Annotated in this window: 16 protein-coding genes; 12 read left to right on the top strand and 4 right to left on the bottom strand. The window is 72.8% G+C overall.

Translation table 11 applies throughout. The features are described from left to right. Positions 1–2: 2 nt before the first annotated feature. Positions 3–746, top strand: coding sequence for a DUF4190 domain-containing protein (locus ABD973_RS08115; RefSeq protein ID WP_345499516.1), 744 nt, complete (start codon positions 3–5; stop codon positions 744–746). Between the two features lie 26 nt (positions 747–772). Here ABD973_RS08115 and ABD973_RS08110 read toward each other — a convergent pair whose 3' ends face one another. Together ABD973_RS08110 and ybiA are read right to left on the bottom strand one after the other, a co-directional pair. Continuing rightward, positions 773–1,186, bottom strand: a complete 414-nt coding sequence (locus ABD973_RS08110; protein ID WP_345499514.1) for an NUDIX domain-containing protein — start codon at positions 1,184–1,186, stop codon at positions 773–775. Further along, positions 1,183–1,737: a riboflavin biosynthesis intermediates N-glycosidase gene (ybiA, locus tag ABD973_RS08105; protein ID WP_345499512.1), complete on the bottom strand. Its 555-nt coding sequence runs from the start codon at positions 1,735–1,737 to the stop codon at positions 1,183–1,185. The genes ABD973_RS08110 and ybiA overlap by 4 nt, the downstream gene beginning before the upstream one ends. Positions 1,738–1,917: 180 nt before the next feature. Between ybiA and ABD973_RS08100 the strand changes: the two genes are divergently transcribed. From ABD973_RS08100 to ABD973_RS08070, 7 genes are all read left to right on the top strand, one after another. Beyond that, entirely contained in the window at positions 1,918–3,447 is a 1,530-nt protein-coding gene (locus ABD973_RS08100; RefSeq protein ID WP_125822719.1) for a gamma-aminobutyraldehyde dehydrogenase, read from the top strand. A 48-nt stretch (positions 3,448–3,495) separates the two neighbouring features. Continuing rightward, a complete protein-coding gene (locus ABD973_RS08095; RefSeq protein WP_125822720.1) occupies positions 3,496–4,743 on the top strand; it encodes a polyamine ABC transporter substrate-binding protein in 1,248 nt (415 codons plus the stop codon). A gap of 74 nt (positions 4,744–4,817) precedes the next feature. Then, positions 4,818–5,984 carry an ABC transporter ATP-binding protein gene (locus ABD973_RS08090; protein ID WP_345499508.1) on the top strand — a complete coding sequence of 389 codons (1,167 nt, stop codon included), beginning with the start codon at positions 4,818–4,820 and terminating at the stop codon, positions 5,982–5,984. After that, a complete protein-coding gene (locus tag ABD973_RS08085; RefSeq protein WP_125822722.1) occupies positions 5,981–6,910 on the top strand; it encodes an ABC transporter permease in 930 nt (309 codons plus the stop codon). Before ABD973_RS08090 ends, ABD973_RS08085 begins: the two co-directional genes overlap by 4 nt. Further along, complete coding sequence (locus ABD973_RS08080) at positions 6,910–7,704, top strand: ABC transporter permease (protein ID WP_125603652.1); 795 nt, start codon at positions 6,910–6,912, stop codon at positions 7,702–7,704. Before ABD973_RS08085 ends, ABD973_RS08080 begins: the two co-directional genes overlap by 1 nt. A gap of 24 nt (positions 7,705–7,728) precedes the next feature. Further along, positions 7,729–9,147: an NAD(P)/FAD-dependent oxidoreductase gene (locus ABD973_RS08075; RefSeq protein WP_125603653.1), complete on the top strand. Its 1,419-nt coding sequence runs from the start codon at positions 7,729–7,731 to the stop codon at positions 9,145–9,147. 156 nt (positions 9,148–9,303) lie between these two features. Further along, positions 9,304–9,780, top strand: coding sequence for a hypothetical protein (locus tag ABD973_RS08070; RefSeq protein WP_345499503.1), 477 nt, complete (start codon positions 9,304–9,306; stop codon positions 9,778–9,780). 25 nt (positions 9,781–9,805) lie between these two features. Here ABD973_RS08070 and ABD973_RS08065 read toward each other — a convergent pair whose 3' ends face one another. Together ABD973_RS08065 and gabT are read right to left on the bottom strand one after the other, a co-directional pair. Continuing rightward, positions 9,806–10,318 carry a phosphatase PAP2 family protein gene (locus ABD973_RS08065; RefSeq protein WP_306463773.1) on the bottom strand — a complete coding sequence of 171 codons (513 nt, stop codon included), beginning with the start codon at positions 10,316–10,318 and terminating at the stop codon, positions 9,806–9,808. A 407-nt stretch (positions 10,319–10,725) separates the two neighbouring features. Beyond that, entirely contained in the window at positions 10,726–12,060 is a 1,335-nt protein-coding gene (gabT, locus tag ABD973_RS08060; RefSeq protein ID WP_007266879.1) for a 4-aminobutyrate--2-oxoglutarate transaminase, read from the bottom strand. Between the two features lie 217 nt (positions 12,061–12,277). Here gabT and ABD973_RS08055 point away from each other — a divergent pair, with 217 nt between their 5' ends. From ABD973_RS08055 to ABD973_RS08040, 4 genes are all read left to right on the top strand, one after another. Next, positions 12,278–14,677: an ATP/GTP-binding protein gene (locus ABD973_RS08055; protein ID WP_345499500.1), complete on the top strand. Its 2,400-nt coding sequence runs from the start codon at positions 12,278–12,280 to the stop codon at positions 14,675–14,677. 122 nt (positions 14,678–14,799) lie between these two features. Beyond that, entirely contained in the window at positions 14,800–16,380 is a 1,581-nt protein-coding gene (locus ABD973_RS08050; protein WP_125605125.1) for a PucR family transcriptional regulator, read from the top strand. Positions 16,381–16,741: 361 nt separating this feature from the next. Then, positions 16,742–18,187, top strand: coding sequence for an aldehyde dehydrogenase family protein (locus tag ABD973_RS08045; RefSeq protein WP_125822727.1), 1,446 nt, complete (start codon positions 16,742–16,744; stop codon positions 18,185–18,187). 192 nt (positions 18,188–18,379) lie between these two features. Further along, positions 18,380–20,329: an acyl-CoA dehydrogenase family protein gene (locus tag ABD973_RS08040; RefSeq protein WP_345499497.1), complete on the top strand. Its 1,950-nt coding sequence runs from the start codon at positions 18,380–18,382 to the stop codon at positions 20,327–20,329. Positions 20,330–20,347 lie beyond the last annotated feature (18 nt).

The following is a 20,347-nucleotide window of genomic DNA, read 5'->3' as shown; positions in this document are numbered from 1 at the left end:
GCATGACCGACCACAGCCCTGAGCCGAGGGATCCGTGGGCGCCGCCCGAGCGGCAGGCGCCGGACCAGGCGAAGCCGCAGGGCGCCCAGCCGGCCCCGCCGGTGCACGAGCAGCCGACGATGGTGGGCCTGCCCGGCGTGCCCCCCGCGCCCGCGCCGTCCGGTTACCCGCCGCCGCAGCAGCCGGGCCCGCCGGCCGCCGCGCCGTACCCGCAGCCCCCGGCCCCCGGGTCCGCGTACGGGTACCCCGCGCAGCCCGCTCCCGGCGCGTACGCCTATCCCGGCCCGCCCGGAGCCCCGGGGCAGCCCGGGTACCCCGGCCAGCCCGGCCCTGCCGGTTACCCGGGCTACCCCGGCTATCCCGGCTACCCCGGCTATCCCGGCTACCCCGGCCAGCCGGGGTACCCGTACCCGTACGCGACGCCGCCCGCGAGCAACGGCTTCGGGGTCACCGCCCTCGTGCTCGGCATCCTGTCGGTGTTGGCCTGCGCCACCCTGTTCGGGGCCATCGCCCTCGGCATCGCCGCCGTCGTCTTCGGGGCGCTGGGCCGGGGCAAGGCCGCCCGGGGCGAGGCCACCAACGGCGGGGTGGCCCTGGCCGGCATCATCCTCGGCGCGGTCGGCCTGGTGCTGGGCATAGGCATGACCCTGCTCATCTTCCTCGCCCCCGACTTCGCCGACCCGGACGGCGGCTCGGACTCCCCGTCCTCCGTGTCCCAGGTCGACGGCCCGCGCGAGCGGGCCTGAGCGACCCCCCGCCCCCGTCGGGGTGCTCAGAGCGGGACGGCCGACAGGAGGGTGGGGACCATCCAGGGCCCGTCCGGTTCCGCGCGGGGGACCGGGACCCAGGTCAGCCCCACCCTCCGGGGGCACGCGCAGTCCAGGTCCCCGTCCACCCCCAGCACCGGCTCGCCGGGCGCGACCTCCACCCGGAAGCAGGTGGTCCACCCGGAGGGGTACGGCGCCTCGTACGCGTACCGCACCTCCAGGGGGGTCAGCCCCGTCTCCTCGGCCACCTCCCGACGGACCGCCGCCTCCAGGTCCTCCCCGGGCTCCACCCCGCCGCCCGGCAGCGTCCAGTACTCCGCCCCCTCGTGGCGGCCGGACGGCCCCCGGTGCCGCTCGCCCACCATCAGGACGCCGCCGCCGCGCACGATGACGGCCGCCACCCGGCGCCGCTCCGTCACCCGGCCTCCCCGCGCAGCCGCTCCCGGGCCTCCATCAGGGCGAAGCCCAGCAGGTTCAGGCCGCGCCACCGGTCCGGCCGCAGCGCGCGTTCGTCGTCCGCGGCCAGCCCGATGCCCCAGATCCGGTCCACGGGGCTCGCCTCGACCAGCACCCGCGACCCCGTGCCCAGCAGGTAGGAGCGCAGCGCCGGATCGGAGCCGAACTTGTGCACGCTGCCCTCGACGACCAGCGCGAACCGCTCCCGCCGCCAGACCTCCTCGTCGAACCGGCGCACCAGCCGCCCGGCCTTCTTGGCCGCCGCCGGACTCCCGGCCGCCAGGGCGGCGCGCTCGGCCTCGGCGTCCCCGAACAGGCGTGCTTTTCCGGCCATCATCCAGTGCTCCGCGGTGGCGTACCGGACGTCACCCACAGTGAAGGGTGAGGGCCACCACTGGCTGAGGCAGCTCGGTCCGAGTCTTCCGTCGGGCAGCGGCCGGTGTCCCCAGAAGGGCAGGTACTTCACCCGCTCACCCCGGCTGACCTGCTCGATCAACGTGTCGATCATCTCCATGCACGCGAGTGTCGCAGTCACCACGGACACTTCGTACGGGATTTCGGGGTTGCCTCGACATATGGTCGACCGATTCCGTCGCGTAATCAAAAGGCAACAACGGAATCCCTTGGCGGGGGAGAACGCCTCTGCCAGGATCGGCACTCAATTCGAGCTGTAGCTACGGAGAGCGTGAGAGCGATGGGTAACCGCTTCCAGGTCAAGGACCGCTTCGCAGACGGCGCGCAGTACATCGACGGCCGGCTCCGGCCGGGCACCTCGGGCCGGTCGCACACCGTCGTCGACCCCGCCACCGGCGAGGAGGTGCTCACCTACGAGCTGGCCGGAACGGCGGACGTGGACGAGGCCGTGGCCGCCGCCAAGCGGGCCTTCCCCGGCTGGTCGGCCGCCACTCCGGGTGAGCGTTCGGACGCCCTGCACCGGCTGGCCGCCGTACTGGCCGAGCAGGCCGCGGACTTCGCGTACGCCGAGTCCCTCCAGTGCGGCAAGCCCCTCAAGCTGTCGACCGAGTTCGACGTGCCGGGGACCATCGACAACACCGCGTTCTTCGCCGGCGCGGCCCGCCACCTCCAGGGCCAGGCGGCCGGCGAGTACTCGGGGGACCACACCTCCTACGTGCGCCGCGAGGCGATCGGCGTCGTCGGCTCCATCGCACCCTGGAACTACCCCCTCCAGATGGCCGCCTGGAAGATCCTCCCGGCCATCGCCGCGGGCAACACGATCGTCCTCAAGCCCGCCGAGCTCACCCCGCTGACCTCCCTGATGTTCGCCCAGGCGGCCAAGGAGGCGGGCATCCCGGACGGCGTGGTCAACATCGTCACGGGCGCCGGACGGGACGCCGGGGAGCACCTCGTCGGTCACCCCGACGTGGTCATGACCTCCTTCACCGGCTCCACCGCCGTCGGCAAGCGGGTCGCCGAGATCGCGACCGCCACCGTCAAGCGGCTCCACCTGGAGCTCGGCGGCAAGGCGCCCTTCGTCGTCTTCGACGACGCCGACGTCGAGGCCGCCGCCCACGGCGCGGTCGCCGCCTCGCTCATCAACACCGGCCAGGACTGCACCGCCGCCACCCGCGCCTACGTGCAGCGCCCGCTGCACGACGCGTTCACCGCCCGGGTCGCGGAGCTGATGGAGACCGTCCGCCTGGGCGACCCCTTCGCGCCCGCCACCGACCTCGGCCCGCTCGTCTCGCACGCCCAGCGCGACCGGGTCGCCGCGTTCGTCGAGCGCGCCCGCTCGTACGCCACCGTCGTCACCGGCGGCGAGATCCCCGGCGCCCGGGAGGAGGAGAGCGGTCTCGCCGAGGGCGCCTACTACCGGCCCACCCTGATCTCCGGCGCCGCGCAGGACAGCGAGATCGTCCAGTCCGAGATCTTCGGCCCGGTCCTGGTCGTGCTGCCCTTCGACACCGACGACGAGGGCCTGGCCCTGGCCAACGACACCCCGTACGGGCTCGCGGCCTCCGCCTGGACCCGCGACCTCTACCGGGCGAACCGCGCCACCCGCGAACTCAAGGCGGGCTGCGTCTGGGTCAACGACCACATCCCGATCATCAGCGAGATGCCGCACGGCGGATACAAGGCGAGCGGCTTCGGCAAGGACATGAGCGCCTACTCGTTCGAGGAGTACACACAGGTCAAGCACGTGATGTTCGACAATACTGCGGTGGCCGCGAAGGACTGGCACCGCACGATCTTCGGGGACCGATAAGAACCGGCCGCCTGACCAGCGGCCATCCCTCCCGAAAGGGCAACGCGCATGGAGCAGTTCGAGCCCGACCGCCTCTCGGCGGCGCAGACCGCAGCGATGCGGCGCAGCCTCACCAGCGGGCGCGGCGCCCTCACCCGCCGCTCGCTGCTGCGCGCCTCCGGAGTCGGGGCGCTCACCCTGGGCGGTCTCTCCGCCCTCACCGCCTGCGGCATCCCGCCCGCCAAGCGCGAGGGCGGGGCCGTGGCCTCCGACGACCACTCGGACCAGGAGAAGGAGATCGACTTCTCCAACTGGACCGAGTACATGGACACCGGCGACGACGAGAAGAGCCGTCCCACGCTGGAGGAGTTCACCAAGCGGACCGGGATCCAGGTCAAGTACACCGAGGACATCAACGACAACGTCGAGTTCTTCGGCAAGATACGCCCGCAGCTCGCCGCCGGCCAGGAGACCGGCCGCGACCTGATCGTCGTCACCGACTGGCTCGCCGCCCGCATCATCCGCCTCGGGTGGGCGCAGAAGCTCGACCCCTCCCACCTCCCGCACGCCTACGCCAACCTGATCCCGCAGTTCCGCAACCCCGACTGGGACCCGGGCCGCGCCCACAGCTACCCGTGGACCGGCATCGACACCGTCATCGCCTACAACTCCAAGGCCACCGGCGGCAAGAAGGTCGACTCCGTCACGCAGCTCCTCGACGACCCCTCCCTCAAGGGCCGCGTCGGCTTCCTCACCGAGATGCGCGACTCCGTCGGCATGACCCTCCTCGACCAGGGCAAGAACCCGGCGGCCTTCACCACCGCGGACTACGACGCGGCGATCGGCCGGCTCCAGAAGGGCGTGGACACCAAGCAGATCCGCCGCTTCACCGGCAACGACTACACCGCCGACCTCGACAAGGGCGACCTGGCGGCCTGTCTCGCCTGGGCGGGCGACGTCATCCAGCTCCAGGCCGGCAACCCGGACATCAAGTACGCGATCCCGGCCGCCGGATACATCACCTCCAGCGACAACCTGCTCGTCCCCGCCAGGGCCCGGCACAAGGCCAACGCCGAGAAGCTCATCGACTACTACTACGAGCCCGAGGTCGCGGCCCGGCTCGCCGCGTTCATCAGCTACGTCTGCCCCGTCGACGGCGTGAAGGAAGAGCTCGCCAAGATCGACCCGGCCCTCGCGGACAACCCGCTGATCGTGCCGGACAAGGAGATGGCCGCCAAGGCCCACGCCTTCCGCTCCCTCACCAGCGAGGAAGAGACGGCGTACGAGGAGAAGTTCGCCAAGCTCATCGGCGCCTGACCGGACCGCACCCGCCGGCATCCCCCACCCGCGCCCCGTCCCCTTCCACGACACACCACCGAAGGCCCAGGCCCATGACCGACAAGACCGCGAGCGGCGACGTCCGCCTCGCCGGGATCAGCAAGCACTACGGCTCCTTCACCGCCGTGCAGCCGCTGGACCTCACCATCCCCCAGGGCTCCTTCTTCGCCCTGCTCGGCGCCTCGGGCTGCGGGAAGACCACCACCCTGCGCATGATCGCCGGCCTGGAGGAGCCCTCCACCGGCACGGTCAGCCTCGGCGACCGCGAGGTCACCCACCTCCCGCCGTACAAGCGCCCGGTGAACACCGTCTTCCAGAGCTACGCGCTGTTCCCGCACATGGACATCTTCGAGAACATAGCCTTCGGCCTGCGCCGCCGCGGCATCAAGTCCGTCAAGAAGCAGGTCGACGAGATGATCGACCTGGTGCAGCTCGGCGAGCACGCCCGCAAGAAGCCCCACCAGCTCTCCGGCGGCCAGCAGCAGCGCGTGGCCGTCGCCCGCGCCCTCATCAACCACCCCCAGGTACTGCTGCTCGACGAGCCGCTCGGCGCCCTCGACCTCAAGCTGCGCCGCCAGATGCAGCTGGAGCTCAAGCGCATCCAGACCGAGGTGGGCATCACCTTCGTGCACGTCACGCACGACCAGGAGGAGGCCATGACCATGGCCGACACGGTCGCGGTGATGAACGGCGGCCGCGTCGAGCAGCTGGGTGCCCCCGCCGAGCTGTACGAGAACCCGCGCACCACCTTCGTCGCCAACTTCCTCGGCACCTCGAACCTCATCGAGGCCTCCGTCGAGTCCACCGGCTCCGACGTGATCGTCTCCGCCTCCGGCACCACCCTGCGGCTGCCCACCGCCCGATGTTCGACCACGCCCCGCGCGGGCGGAAAGCTCCTCGTCGGCGTGCGGCCGGAGAAGATCTCCCTGGTCCCGGCGGCCGACGAGGACACCGTCGCGGCCGGCCGCAACAAGATCACCGGGAAGATCGCCGACTCCTCCTTCATCGGCGTCTCCACGCAGTTCGTCATCGACAGCCCGGTCTGCCCTGAGCTGGAGGTGTACGTCCAGAACATCGAGCGCGACGCCCGCCTCGTCCCCGGCGCCGACGTGGTCCTGCACTGGAACCCGGAACACACCTTCGGCCTGGACGCCGCCCAGTCCGTGCTCGCGGGGACGACGGGCTCGGCCGGCGTCGAGACGGCCGAGGAGAGCGCGTGACCGCCACCGCCGCGCCCCCCGAGGCCACCGCCCCCGCCGAGCCCCCGGTGCACAAGGCGTCCCTGAAGAAGCGCCTGGTCCCGTACTGGCTGCTGCTCCCCGGGATCGTCTGGCTGCTCGTCTTCTTCGTGCTGCCGATGGTCTACCAGGCCTCCACCTCGGTGCAGACCGGATCGCTCGAAGAGGGCTTCGAGGTCACCTGGCACTTCCAGACCTACTGGGACGCCCTGACCGAGTACTTCCCGCAGTTCCTGCGCTCCCTGCTCTACGCGGGCACCGCGACCGCGCTGTGCCTGCTGCTCGGCTACCCGCTGGCCTACCTGATCGCCTTCAAGGCGGGCCGCTGGCGCAACCTGCTGCTGGTCCTCGTCATCGCCCCCTTCTTCACCAGCTTCCTCATCCGCACGCTGGCCTGGAAGACGATCCTGGCCGACGGCGGCCCGGTGGTCGGCGCCCTCGACGCCGTCGGCTTCCTCGACGTCACCAGCTGGCTCGGGATGACCGAGGGGGACCGCGTCCTGGCCACGCCGCTCGCCGTGGTCTGCGGCCTGACGTACAACTTCCTCCCCTTCATGATCCTGCCGCTCTACACCTCGCTGGAGCGCATCGACACCCGCCTCCACGAGGCCGCCGGCGACCTCTACGCCACCCCCGCCACCGTGTTCCGCAAGGTGACCTTCCCGCTCTCGATGCCGGGCGTGGTCTCCGGGACCCTGCTCACCTTCATCCCGGCGAGCGGCGACTACGTCAACGCCGAACTGCTCGGCTCCACGGACACCCGGATGATCGGCAACGTCATCCAGTCGCAGTACCTGCGGATCCTCGACTACCCGACAGCGGCCGCGCTGTCCTTCATCCTCATGGCCATCGTGCTGATCATGGTCACCATCTACATCCGCCGAGCGGGGACGGAGGACCTGGTCTGATGCGTTGGCTCCGCCGCAATCTCGTGGTCATCGCGGGCCTCACCACGCTCGCGTACCTGATCCTGCCGAACGTCGTCGTGACGGTGTTCTCGTTCAACAACCCCACCGGGCGGTTCAACTACGCCTGGCAGGAGTTCTCCCTCGACGCCTGGAAGGACCCCTGTGGGGTCGCCGACCTGTGCGGCTCCCTCGCCCTGTCCCTCCAGATCGCCCTGTGGGCCACCATCGGCGCCACGGTCCTCGGCACCGCCATCGCCTTCGCGCTGGTCCGGTACCGGTTCCGGGCGCGCGGCGCGGTGAACTCGCTGATCTTCCTGCCGATGGCCATGCCCGAGATCGTGATGGCGGCCTCGCTGCTCGCCCTCTTCCTCAACATGGGCATCCAGCTGGGCTTCTGGACGATCCTCATCGCCCACGTGATGTTCTGCCTCAGCTTCGTCGTCGCCGCCGTCAAGGCACGCGTCCTGTCCATGGACCCGCGCCTGGAGGAGGCCGCCCGCGACCTCTACGCCGGACCGGTGCAGACCTTCCTCAGGGTCACCCTGCCGATCGCGGCCCCCGGTATCGCGGCGGGCGCGCTGCTGTCCTTCGCGCTCTCCTTCGACGACTTCATCATCACCAACTTCAACTCGGGCAACACCGTCACCTTCCCCATGTTCGTGTGGGGATCGGCCCAGCGCGGTACGCCCGTCCAGATCAACGTCATCGGCACGGCGATGTTCGCCATCGCGGTGCTGGTGGTCCTCGCCGGCCAGTGGGCCGGCAACCGCCGCAAGAAGGCACAACCGCAGTAGAAACCCCGTAGGGAGTTGGAAGCCATGGCCCCAGTCGCCATGCGTAGTGTTGCGAAATCCCTTTCCGAGGCCAAGCCGGTCTCGTACTGGCTGGACGACCCCGGCCGCCCGGCGCCACAGCCGGCCCTCACCTCCGACGAGCGCTGCGACCTGCTGGTCGTGGGCGGCGGTTACAGCGGCCTGTGGACCGCGCTGATCGCCAAGGAGCGCGACCCCGGCCGGGACGTCGTACTGATCGAGAGCAAGGAGGCGGGCTGGGCCGCCTCCGGGCGCAACGGCGGGTTCTGCGCGGCCTCCCTCACCCACGGCCTGGCCAACGGCATGGCCCGCTGGCCGGGCGAGCTGGCCAAGCTGGAGGAGCTGGGCGCGCGCAACCTCGACGCCATCGAGGAGGCCGTCGCCCGCTACGGCATCGACTGCGACTTCGAGCGCACCGGCGAGATCGACGTGGCCACCGAGCCGCACCAGGTCGAGGAACTGCGGGAGCTGCACGAGGAGGCCGTCAAGCTCGGCCTCGGGGCGGGCTCCGAGTGGCTGGAGGGCGAGGCCCTGCGCGCGGAGGTCGACTCGCCGACCTTCCTCGCGGGCCTGTGGGACCGCGACGGCGTCGCCATGCTCAACCCCGCCAGGCTGGCCTGGGGGCTCAAGCGGGCCTGCCTGGAGCAGGGCGTGCGGATCTACGAGAACACCCGCGGCCTGAAGATGGCGCAGGCCGGCGCCGGGATGACCGTGGAGACCCCCTACGGGACGATCCTCGCCCGCCGGGTCGCCCTGGGCACCAACATCTTCCCCTCGCTGGTCCGCCGGATCCGGCCCTTCACCGTCCCCGTCTACGACTACGCCCTGATGACGGAGCCGCTGGACGAGGAGCAGCTCGCCTCGATCGGCTGGAAGAACCGCCAGGGGCTCGGCGACAGCGCCAACCAGTTCCACTACTTCCGGATCACCAGGGACAACCGGATCCTCTGGGGCGGCTACGACGCGATCTACCCCTACCGGGGGAAGCTCGACTCGGAGTACGACCACCGCCCCGAGACCTACCTCAAGCTCGCCGAGCACTTCTTCACCGCCTTCCCGCAGCTGGAGGGGGTGCGCTTCAGCCACGCCTGGGGCGGGGCCATCGACACCTGCTCCCGCTTCTCCGCCTTCTTCGGCACCGCGCACCGGGGCAGGGTGGCCTACGCCGCCGGGTACACCGGGCTCGGCGTGGGCGCCACCCGCTTCGGTGCCGAGGTGATGCTGGACCTGCTCGACGGCCTGTCCACCGAGCGCACCCGGCTGGAGATGGTGAAGTCCAAGCCCATGCCGTTCCCGCCCGAGCCGTTCGCCTGGACCGGGATCGCGCTGACCAAGTGGTCGCTGGCCCGCGCCGACGCCCGGGGCGGCCACCGCAACCTGTGGCTCAAGACGTTGGACCGCCTCGGACTCGGCTTCGACAGCTGAGGCCCGTACGCCCGTACGCCCCGGCGCACGCCCGCGGTTCGCCCCGTGACCCGCTTCACCCCCACGGAGCAGCGCAACCCGCGTCATAGCCCGGCCCGGCCCCGCTCTCTCCCGGTGAGGACCCCTCACCGCGACGAGACGAACGGAGGCCGGGCGATGACGCTCCCGGGAGCGAGGACCGCAGTGGAATGGCTGGCGGCGGCGGCACCGGATCCGGACGCCTGCCGGTGGGAGTGGGAGCGCAGCCCCCTCGGGGTGGCCCTGCTGCCCGCCGGCCGGCACTGGGACGTGCTGGTCGTGCCCGGGGAGCTGGGACGGGCCGCCCACGGCGTGCTGCGGCTGCTGCCCGCCCCGCCCGGCCCCGTGCTGGCGGACTCCGGCGGCGTACGGGTGGGCTTCTTCGTGCCCCCGGGCACGGCCTCCCGCTGGATCGGCACGGGCGTACGGGGAGCGGGGCGCGGGAGCTGGATCGCGGTCCCGTACCCCGGCCGGGCCGCGGGCGGCCCGCACTGGCTCGAACTCCCGGACGGCCGGGGCACCCTCACCGACCCGGCGCTGCTGGAGCTCGCACTGCACGAGGCCGCGGCGAGGGCCCTGACGGGGGAGGGGCGGGGGACCCGCGCGAAGCCTTGACCCGGGGACCGGTCTCCGGCTCCGGTTACGGCCGCCGACGACCGCCGGCCACCCGGCGCACCCCCAGCAGCAGCGGTACGCACAGCAGGACGCTGGCCAGCACGTCGAGCGGCCAGTGGAAGCCGCGCAGCACCAGGCCCGTGGCCGTCGCCGCCGACAGCACCAGGGCGGCGGCCATCGGCCAGCGGCGGCGGGTGTGCGGGGCGAGCAGCAGGGCCGCGCCCACGTACGCGGTCAGGGCCGTCGCCGTGTGGCCCGAGGGGAAGTAGCCGGCCGCCCAGGGCTCCAGCGGGCCGGGGCGGGCGGTCCACGCCTTCAGCGGCACGATCAGCGCCGGCACCAGGGCCATCGCCAGGCCGGCCGCGAGCGCCGCGAGGCGCCGCCCGCGCCAGGCGGCGTACGCCATGGCCAGCGCGAGGACGGGTACGGCGACCGGGATGTCGCCCAGGTCCGCCAGGCGCTCGGTGACGGCGTCGGGAACGGTGCGCACCACGGCGCGGCTGAGGGCGTGGTCCGGGACCAGGAGCGGCCCCGACACCAGGACCTGCCAGGTGATCAGGGCGAAGAGGCCGAGGCACAGGGCCGTCGGGAGGATGGCCGGCCGTCCCGGAACAGGGGGGATGGTTCCGGGGCGGCCGCCCGGACCGGGTTGCCGTGCGCCCCGGGGGGTTTGGGGCGGACGGCCGTCCGATCTGAGAGGAGTGTGCGCGAACGCATGACCAGTACGGCGCTGGGGAAGCCCGGTACCGGTGTCGCCCCCGGTGGCCCGGGAGCGGTCTGTCTCACTCATCTGCAGAAACCGTACGCCAGCGAAAGGGGGACCGACAGCGGGAACGTGCTCCCGCCATCGGCCCCCCACAGCTTCTTCACAGCGCCCGACCGTTACCGGTGGTAGAGGGCGGCCGCCGCGAGCAAGCGTTCCAGTCCTTCGAACTGGACGTTCGGTCAGATGCCCGCGAACGCGGCCTCGATGACGTCCAGACCCTCGTTCAGCAGGTCCTCGCCGATGACGATCGGCGGGAGGAAACGGAGCACGTTGCCGTAGGTGCCACAGGTGAGGACGATGACGCCCTCGGCGTGGCAGGCCTTGGCCAGGGCGCCGGCCGCCTCCGGGTTCGGGGTCTTCGACTCCGGGTCCTTGACCAGCTCGATGGCGATCATGGCGCCGCGGCCGCGGATGTCGCCGATGATCTCGTACTTCTCCTGCATCGCGGACAGGCGCGACTTCATGAGGGACTCGATCTTCTTCGCCTTGGCGTTGAGGTCGAGCTCCTTCATCGTCTCGATGGAGCCCAGCGCACCGGCGCAGGCCACCGGGTTGCCGCCGTAGGTGCCGCCCAGGCCGCCCGCGTGCGGGGCGTCCATGATCTCGGCGCGGCCGGTCACGGCGGCCAGCGGCAGACCGCCGGCGATGCCCTTGGCGGTGGTGATCAGGTCCGGGACGATGCCCTCGTCCTCGCACGCGAACCACTGGCCGGTGCGGCAGAAGCCGGACTGGATCTCGTCCGCGACGAAGACGATGCCGTTGTCGTTGGCGAACTTCACGATCGCGGGCAGGAAGCCCTTGGCCGGCTCGATGAAGCCGCCCTCGCCGAGGACCGGCTCGATGATGATCGCGGCGACGTTCTCGGCGCCGATCTGCTTGGTGATCTGGTCGATCGCCTGGGCGGCGGCCTCGGGGCCGCAGTTCTCGGCACCGGTGGGCCAGCGGTAGCCGTAGGCGACCGGGACGCGGTAGACCTCGGGGGCGAACGGGCCGAAGCCGTGCTTGTACGGCATGTTCTTCGCCGTCAGCGCCATCGTGAGGTTGGTGCGGCCGTGGTAGCCGTGGTCGAAGACCACGACGGCCTGGCGCTTGGTGTACGCACGGGCGATCTTGACGGCGTTCTCGACGGCCTCGGCGCCCGAGTTGAACAGGGCCGACTTCTTGGCGTGGTCACCCGGGGTCAGCTCGGCCAGCGCCTCGCAGACCTCGACGTAGCCCTCGTACGGCGTGACCATGAAACAGGTGTGGGTGAAGTCGGCCAGCTGCGCGGTGGCGCGGCGCACGACCGCCTCGGCGGAACCGCCGACCGAGGTCACGGCGATGCCGGAACCGAAGTCGATCAGGCGGTTGCCGTCGACGTCCTCCAGGATGCCGCCGTCCAGACGCTTGGTGAAGACGGGCAGCACGGAGCCCACGCCGCCGGCCACCGTGCCGAGACGGCGGGCCTGCAGCTCCTGCGACTTGGGGCCGGGGATCGCGGTGACGAGCTTGCGCTCCTGCGGGACAGCGGTCATGGAGGGCTCCTGGGGGGTGTTTTCGGACGCACTTGTGTCTTTGTCCGCAGGCTAGGCCCGGGGGAGGGGGTAAGGCATGCTCCGTTCGGGAGTGGTGCCCGCGTGTCCTTGTCCGCGACGGCCATAGGAAGGAACCGGCGCGTGTCCCGCGGATCGCCAGGCCGGGCACTAGATTGAGCGCCGCGGCGCGTTGGAACGGGCAGGGGGCAGGGGTTTCATGAACACCGAGGGCACGCACGACGGACAGTCGACCCGCGAGGGCCACGTCCCCCGGCCGGCGGGCCCGCCGCCACCGCTGGGCACCCCGCCGAAGCCGCGGCACGCACCGGCGGTCGGAACCCCGTTCACGGACTGGCTCCGCACGAGCCGGCCGGCCGCCGAACCTGGGGTGTGGCGCTACGGCTACTCCCCGCGTCCCGACACGGAGCCGACGCGGACGGCCGACCGGTCCCTCGCCGTCGGAGCCGGCATCTCCGCCCTGGCCTGCGTGCTCGTCTGGTCGCTCATGCGCAACTCCTACATTCCCTTCTGGGACGTGCCGCTGAAGCTGTTCACGCCGGACAGCTGGTGGGCCGCGAACGGCGAGCCCGTCGCGCGGCAGGGCGGAATGCACGCCAAACCCATCTACGAGCTGCTCTTCGACGCGGCCCTGCTCTACGGATTCGGCCGCCTCGGGAGCTGGGGCACGGCATGGAACCGCCTGATCGTGGCGCGCGGGCCGTGGGCCCCGGTCCTCGCGGTCCTACCGCTCGCCTACGTGACCCTGTTGCTGATCGACAACCACCAGCTGCCGATCCGGCAGCTGGTGCAGTCCTTCCTTTCCTTCGAGGACGACCCGCAGGCCAACGTCGAACTCATCAACAACACCGGGACGGTGATCGACGCGGTGGCCCTCCTCGCGTTCGCCTGGCTCGGTGCCGGCCGACTGCTCCGCCGCCTCGGCTCCCCCCGTTCCCGCCCCGAGGCCACCGATGCCCCCGCGGACAGGAACCACCCGCGGGCACAGGCGCCGGGTACCCCGGCGGACGAAATCGACGGCTGGCCCGAGCTGAAGGACGCCGGGCTCGGCGAGGCGGCTGAGCGGCTTGGGGGGGAGGCTGGGGGTGGGCGGATGAATGATGTGGACTTCGCCCGGATCCGGCGGGCGTGGGAGTCCGTGCGCGCCGACCCGACTCGGCTGCGGGCCTTCGACGACGCCGTGAGGGACAAGGGCGCCGGCGCCTGCGTGCACCCCTCCGGCGACCGCGACCTGCCGGTCCGCGCGGCCCGGCACGACCTCCTCACCCGCCAGGTGCTCCTCGGCACCGTCGAGGACGGCGAACGCAACCCCTACGCCCGCCGCGGCACCGGCCTCGCCCTCGACCCCGGCGTGCTCGGGACCTCCCTGCTCGCCGTCGGCCCCTCCGGCACCGGCAAGACCGCCCGCCTCGTGCGGCCCGTCGTCGAGTCGCTCGCGCTCCAGGCACTGGCCGGGCAGGCCGCCGTCGTCGCCGTCGGCGCGGCCGGCTCCCGGCTCGGCCCCGACGAGGCCTACGACATCGTCGTGCGCGTCGGCGACCCCGCCTCCGTCCACGACCTCGACCTCTACGGCGGCACCGCCGACCCCGACGAGGCCGCCGGCCTCCTCGCCGAGGCCTTCGTCGGAGACGTCCCCGGCATCGACGTACGCCGCGCCGCGACCACCCTCGCCCAGCTGATCGGCCCCTTCCGCGAGGCCTACGGCCGCTTCCCCGCCGTACCCGAACTGCGCGAGCTCCTCGACGGCGTGCCCTCCGCCCTCACCGCGCTCCGCCAGGCACTGGAGGGCACCGGACGGCAGGCCATGCTCCGCGAGCTCGACGCGCGCCTGCGCCAGCAGGGGGCCCCCGGCGACCCCGGCCCGGCCCTCGCCGACCGCGCCGCCCTGCTCGACCGGCCGGCGTTCAGCGGCTTCTTCGACGTCGGGGCCGTCGTCGGCGGCTCCGAGCGGCGCGGGCGCCCCTTCTCCCTGCGCGCCCTCGAACACCCCGTCCGGGTCCGCGTCGATCTCCCCGAACGCGCGCACGCCGACGCCTCCCGGATGCTGGCCCGGCTCCTGCTCGCCCAGTTCAACGCCGCCGCCGCGGCCCGCGCCGACCGCTCGCTGTTCGCCTTCCTCGCCCTGGACGACGCCTCGCACACCCTGACCCCGGAGACCGTCCGCGGCGTACAGCGGCTGCGTTCGGCCAACGCCGGCGTGCTGCTGACCCTGCGCACCCTGGACGACGTACCGGAACCCCTGCGCACGCCGCTGCTGGGCGCGGTCGGCTGCCGGATGGCCTTCTCCGGCGTCACCACCTGGGACGGGCAGCGCTTCGCCGAGGCCTGGGGCACCGAGTGGGTCGAGACCCGCGACGTCACCCACCGGACGGTCTTCGCCGACCAGCCGCTCACCCGGGCCATCCACGCCTTCCGCAAGCTGGTCACCGGCAAGGCCGTGACCACCGACGCCGTCACCGTGCGCCAGGTCGAGCGCGAGCGCTGGTCCGCCTCCGAGCTGGCGCACGCCGTTCCGCCGGGCTGCGCGGTGCTGTCCCTGACCTCCGTCCGGGGGGAACGGGCCGCTCCGCTGCTGCTCCGGCTGTCGGGAACCGGCTGAGGACCTGCCGCGGACGGGCTGAGGGGACCCGTACGGGGTGGCAGAATCGAAGGGGGCCGTTCATACGGCATGGCGAAAACCCGCGCCGGTCCCCCTCTCCCTCCCTCCCCGTCTGGAAACCGATGCCGCTCACCCTCGCCTCGCTCGTCCAGCACTCGGCCCTGAAACTCACCGTCCGGGCCGGGGAGGACCGCCTGGACACCCCCGTGCGGTGGGCGCACGTCAGCGAGCTCGCCGACCCCGTCCCGTACATGGAGGGCGGCGAGCTGCTGCTCGTCACCGCGATGAAGCTGGACGCGGACGACCGCGAGGAGATGCGCCGCTACGTACGCCGGCTGGCCGCGGCCGGGGTCGTCGGCATCGGCTTCGCCGTCGGGGTCAACTACGAGGCCATCCCCGAAGCGCTGCTCGAGGCCGCCCGCGAGGAGGACCTGCCGCTGCTGGAGGTGCCCCGGCGGACCCCGTTCCTCGCCATCAGCAAGGCCGTGTCCGCCGCCCTGGCCGCCGACCAGTACCGGGCCGTCACCGCCGGTTTCGAGGCGCAGCGGGAGCTGACCCGGGCCGCGCTCTCCGCCGACGGTCCGGCGGACCTGCTGGCGAAGCTGGCGGCCCACGTGCACGGCTGGGCCGCGCTGTACGACACCTCCGGCGCCGTCGTCGCCGCCGCCCCCGACTGGGCGGCGCGCCGGGCGGCCCGGCTCACCCCCGACGTGGAGCGGCTGCGGGAGCGGCCCGCGCCGGCGAGCGCGGTGGTGGGCGGCGCGGAGGACCGGGTCGAGCTCCAGTCCCTCGGCACCGGCCGGCGGGCCCGGGGCGCCCTCGCGGTCGGCACGGCGGCCCCGCTGGGCACCGCCGAGCGGTACGCGGTGCACTCCGCCGTCGCCCTGCTGACCCTGACCACCGAGCGCTCCCGGTCGCTGCACGACGCGGAGTCCCGGCTGGGCGCGGCGGTGCTGCGGATGCTGCTGGAGGGGGAGCCCGAGCACGCCCGGGCCGTGGCCGGGGACCTGTACGGGGCGCTGCTGGAGTCGCCGTTCCGGATCGTCGTCGCCGAGCCGGCGCTGCCGGGGACGGCCCAGCCGGAGGGGCTGGCGCTGCTGGCCGACGCGGTGGAGTCGGCGGCGGCGCGGACCGGGGAGCCACTGCTGGTGGTCCCGGAGCCGGGCCGGCTGGTGGTGCTGGCCGCCGACGGGGGCTCGGCGGTGCAGGCGTGCGCGGACCACGCGGAGGCCCTGGAGTCCCGGCGCGGCCGGGAGGCGGCCGGGCCGGAGCCCGACGAACTGGTGGTCGGCCTGTCGGCGGCGGCCGGCCCGGCGGGGGTGGCGGCCGCCCTGAAGCAGGCCGACCAGGCCCTGGCCGTGGCCCGGCGGCGGGGGCGGCCCCTGGTCGAGCACGAGGACCTCGCGGCGGGGTCGGTCCTGCCGCTGCTCGCCGACGACGCCGTACGCGCCTTCGCGGACGGCACCCTGCGGGCCCTGCGGGAGCACGACGCGACCGGCCGGGGCGACCTGGTGGCCTCCCTCCAGGCGTGGCTCTCCCGCCACGGGCAGTGGGACGCCGCCGCCGCCGACCTCGGCGTGCACCGGCACACCCTGCGGTACCGGATGAAGCGCGTCGAGGAGATCCTCGGCCGCTCCCTGGACGACCCGGACGTCCGCATGGAGCTCTGGCTCGCCCTCAAGGCCAGCCCGGCCGTTTCCTGAGGCCCCGCACCGGACTCCGTCCGGCGGCTGCCGGGGCCGGGCCGGTCCCGGTGGGCCGGCTGCGGCTGGTGCGTGCCGCTGCGTGCCGCTGCGCGGAGCAGGGTCCCCTACCCTCCCCCAGACTCCGTCCGGGGGGACCCCCACTTCGCCCGTTCCCCGGGGCTGCGCCCCGGACCCCCTGGGGCTCCGCCCCCAGACCCCCCGGTGCGGACGCGCGAGTGCCGCGGCACGGGCGGGACAGTGACAAAGCGGCGCAGCCCCGGGCGGAGGTTCTCCAACGCGGCTAAACGACGACGGCCCGGCGGCCGCCTACCTTGGTGGAGACAAGGACCACCGCACACACCGAAGGGCCGGGATTCGCATGACTTCCACCCACGCCTTCTGGCTCGCCGGCCGCCAGGCCACCGGCGAGGACAGCTTCGACGTCCACAACCCGTGGGACGGCCGGCTGGTCGCCGCCGTCAGCGTGCCCACCGACGCCCAGGTCGAAGAGGCCGTGGCCGCGGCGTACGCCGTGACGGCGGAGTTCTCCGCGACCCCCGCCCACGTACGTGCCGCCGCCCTGGACCACGTGTCCAAGCGGCTCGTCGAGCGCACCGAGGAGATCGCCCAGCTGATCTCCGCCGAGAACGGCAAGCCCATCAAGTGGGCGCGCGGTGAGGTCGGCCGTGCGGTGTCCGTGTTCCGTTTCGCCGCCGAAGAGGCCCGCCGCTTCAACGGCGGAGAGGCCCAGCGCCTGGACACCGACGCCGGTGGCGTCGGCCGCCTGGCCCTGACCCGCCGCTTCGTCAAGGGCCCGGTCCTCGGCATCGCGCCGTTCAACTTCCCGCTGAACCTGTGCGCCCACAAGGTGGCCCCGGCCATCGCCGTCGGCGCGCCGATCATCCTGAAGCCGGCCCCGGCCACCCCGCTCTCCGGCCTGATCCTCGGCGAGCTGCTCGCCGAGACCGACCTGCCGGCCGGTTCCTGGTCCGTGCTGCCCGTCGCCAACGACAAGATGCCGGCCCTGGTCAAGGACGACCGCCTGCCGGTCATCTCCTTCACCGGCTCCGACACCGTCGGCTACGCCATCCAGCAGTCGGTGCCCCACAAGCACTGCACCCTGGAGCTCGGCGGCAACGCCGCGGCCGTGGTCCTCGCCGACTGGTCCTCCGACGCCGACCTCGACTGGGCCGCGACCCGTATCGCGACCTTCTCGAACTACCAGGCCGGCCAGTCCTGCATCTCCGTGCAGCGCGTCATCGCCGACGCCTCCGTCTACGACCGCCTCGTCGAGAAGGTCGTCGCCAAGGTCCAGGCCCAGGTCACCGGCGACCCCGGCGACGACGCCACCGACGTCGGCCCGCTGGTCTCCGAGGACGCCGCCAAGCGCGTCGAGTCCTGGGTGGACGAGGCCGTCTCCGCCGGTGCCAAGCTGCTCACGGGCGGCAAGCGCGACGGCGCCACCGTCGAGCCGACCGTCCTCGCCGAGGTCCCGGCCGGCGTGAAGCTGGCCACCGAGGAGGTCTTCGGCCCGGTCCTGACGATCACCAAGGTCGAGAACACCGACGAGGCCTTCGCCGCCGTCAACGACTCGAAGTTCGGCCTGCAGACCGGCGTCTTCACCCGCGACGTCCAGGTCGCCTTCCGCGCCCACCGCGAGCTCGAGGTCGGCGGTGTGATCATCGGCGACGCGCCGTCCTACCGCGCCGACCAGATGCCGTACGGCGGCGTCAAGCAGTCCGGCGTGGGCCGCGAGGGCGTCCGCTACGCGATGGACGACTACACGTACGAGCGCGTCCTGGTCCTCACGGGCCTCGACATCTGACCGACTCGTACGGTCACAGACCGACGGCCGGAGCCTACTGTGCGGGGGCTCCGGCCGTCCCCCTTTTTCCGGACGCCTCCGCGGGCGTCCCCCTTTTGCAGGCGCCCGTATTTTCCCGGGCGCCCGCAGCGGGTACGACTGACAGGTAGCACCGATCGGTAGGTCCCCCGATGCGGCGAGGTGAGTACCCGGATGTCGGCAACACGGCCCGTACAGCCCAAGGTGACCGAGCGCGAGGCGCGGCAGGTCGCGGAAGCGGCCCGCGAGCAGGACTGGCGCAAACCCAGTTTCGCCAAGGAGCTCTTCCTCGGCCGCTTCCGGCTCGACCTGATCCACCCCCACCCGTCCCCCGCCGACGAGGACGTCCGGCGCGGCGAGGCCTTCCTGGCCCGCCTGCGGGACTTCTGCGAGCGCGAGATCGACGGGCAGCGCATCGAGCGCGAGGCCAGGATCCCCGACGAGACCGTGCGCGGGCTCAAGGAACTCGGCGCCCTCGGCATGAAGATCGGCACCGAGTACGGGGGCCTCGGCCTCACCCAGGTCTACTACAACAAGGCGCTGGCCCTCGTCGGCTCCGTCAGCCCCGCCATCGGCGCCCTGCTCTCCGCCCACCAGTCGATCGGCGTGCCGCAGCCGCTGAAGATGTTCGGCACCAAGGAGCAGAAGGACGCCTACCTGCCGCGCTGCGCCACCACCGCGATCAGCGCCTTCCTGCTCACCGAGCCGGACGTGGGCTCTGACCCGGCGCGGCTGGCCACCACCGCCGTCCCCGACCCGGAGGACGACGGCACGTACGTCCTCGACGGGGTCAAGCTGTGGACCACCAACGGGGTCGTCGCCGACCTGCTCGTGGTCATGGCCCGGGTGCCGAAGTCCGAGGGCCACCGCGGCGGGATCACCGCCTTCGTCGTCGAGGCGGACTCACCCGGCATCACCGTCGAGCACCGCAACGCCTTCATGGGCCTGCGCGGCCTGGAGAACGGGGTCACCCGCTTCCACCGGGTGCGGGTGCCCGCCGCGCAGCGGATCGGCGCCGAGGGAGCCGGCCTCAAGATCGCGCTGACCACCCTGAACACCGGCCGGCTGTCCCTGCCCGCCATGTGCGTCGGCGCCGGCAAGTGGTGCCTGAAGATCGCCCGCGAATGGTCCGGGGTGCGCGAGCAGTGGGGCCGCCCCGTCGCCCGGCACGAGGCCGTCGGCGCGAAGATCTCCTTCATCGCCGCCACCACGTTCGCCCTGGAGGCCGTGGTCGACCTCGCCTCCCAGATGGCCGACGAGGACCGCAACGACATCCGCATCGAAGCCGCGCTCGCCAAGCTCTACGGCTCCGAGATGGCCTGCCTGATGGCCGACGAACTCGTCCAGATCCGCGGCGGACGCGGCTTCGAGACCGCCGAGTCCCTCGCCGCCCGCGGCGAACGCGCCGTTCCCGCCGAGCAGCTCCTGCGCGACCTGCGCATCAACCGCATCTTCGAGGGCTCCACCGAGATCATGCACCTGCTGATCGCCCGCGAGGCCGTCGACGCCCACCTCTCCGTCGCCGGCGACCTCATCGACCCCGAGAAGGCCCTCGGCGACAAGGCGAAGGCCGGAGCCCGCGCCGCCGGCTTCTACGCCCGCTGGCTGCCCAAGCTCGCCACCGGACCCGGCCAGCTCCCCGGCACCTACCGCGAGTTCCACCCGGCCGGCCACCCCGACCTCGCCACCCACCTGCGCTACGTCGAGCGCGGCGCCCGCAAACTCGCCCGCTCGACCTTCTACGCCATGTCCCGCTGGCAGGGCCGCATGGAGACCAAGCAGGGCTTCCTCGGCCGGATCGTGGACATCGGCGCCGAGCTGTTCGCGATGAGCGCGGCCTGCGTGCGCGCCGAGCACCTGCGCGAGAGCGGCGACCACGGCCGCGAGGCCTACCAGCTCGCCGACGCCTTCTGCCGGCAGTCCCGGCTGCGCGTCGAGGAGCTCTTCGGCCGCCTCTGGGCCAACACCGACGACCTCGACCGCACGGTCGTCCAAGGGGTCCTCGGCGGCACCTACACCTGGCTGGAGGAAGGCGTCCTCGACCCCTCCGGGGACGGTCCCTGGATCGCGGACGCCGCCCCCGGCCCCTCCACCCGCAAAAACGTTCACCGTCCCCTGCGCTGACCTGCCATCATCGGCAGC

Origin of the sequence: Streptomyces racemochromogenes (assembly GCF_039535215.1) — a bacterium.
In the GTDB taxonomy this organism is placed as follows: Bacteria; Actinomycetota; Actinomycetes; order Streptomycetales; family Streptomycetaceae; genus Streptomyces; species Streptomyces racemochromogenes.
Note: the sequence above shows the minus strand (reverse complement) of the source record. Positions and strands in the feature narration are given on the sequence as shown.

Coding starts and splice junctions, on each gene's coding strand:
- ABD973_RS08115 (WP_345499516.1), top strand. CDS start 3: ATGACCGACCACAGCCCTGAGCCGAGGGATCCGTGGGCGCCGCCCGAG.
- ybiA (WP_345499512.1), bottom strand. CDS start 1,737: ATGGAGATGATCGACACGTTGATCGAGCAGGTCAGCCGGGGTGAGCGG.
- ABD973_RS08100 (WP_125822719.1), top strand. CDS start 1,918: ATGGGTAACCGCTTCCAGGTCAAGGACCGCTTCGCAGACGGCGCGCAG.
- ABD973_RS08095 (WP_125822720.1), top strand. CDS start 3,496: ATGGAGCAGTTCGAGCCCGACCGCCTCTCGGCGGCGCAGACCGCAGCG.
- ABD973_RS08090 (WP_345499508.1), top strand. CDS start 4,818: ATGACCGACAAGACCGCGAGCGGCGACGTCCGCCTCGCCGGGATCAGC.
- ABD973_RS08080 (WP_125603652.1), top strand. CDS start 6,910: ATGCGTTGGCTCCGCCGCAATCTCGTGGTCATCGCGGGCCTCACCACG.
- ABD973_RS08075 (WP_125603653.1), top strand. CDS start 7,729: ATGGCCCCAGTCGCCATGCGTAGTGTTGCGAAATCCCTTTCCGAGGCC.
- ABD973_RS08070 (WP_345499503.1), top strand. CDS start 9,304: ATGACGCTCCCGGGAGCGAGGACCGCAGTGGAATGGCTGGCGGCGGCG.
- gabT (WP_007266879.1), bottom strand. CDS start 12,060: ATGACCGCTGTCCCGCAGGAGCGCAAGCTCGTCACCGCGATCCCCGGC.
- ABD973_RS08055 (WP_345499500.1), top strand. CDS start 12,278: ATGAACACCGAGGGCACGCACGACGGACAGTCGACCCGCGAGGGCCAC.
- ABD973_RS08050 (WP_125605125.1), top strand. CDS start 14,800: ATGCCGCTCACCCTCGCCTCGCTCGTCCAGCACTCGGCCCTGAAACTC.
- ABD973_RS08045 (WP_125822727.1), top strand. CDS start 16,742: ATGACTTCCACCCACGCCTTCTGGCTCGCCGGCCGCCAGGCCACCGGC.
- ABD973_RS08040 (WP_345499497.1), top strand. CDS start 18,380: ATGTCGGCAACACGGCCCGTACAGCCCAAGGTGACCGAGCGCGAGGCG.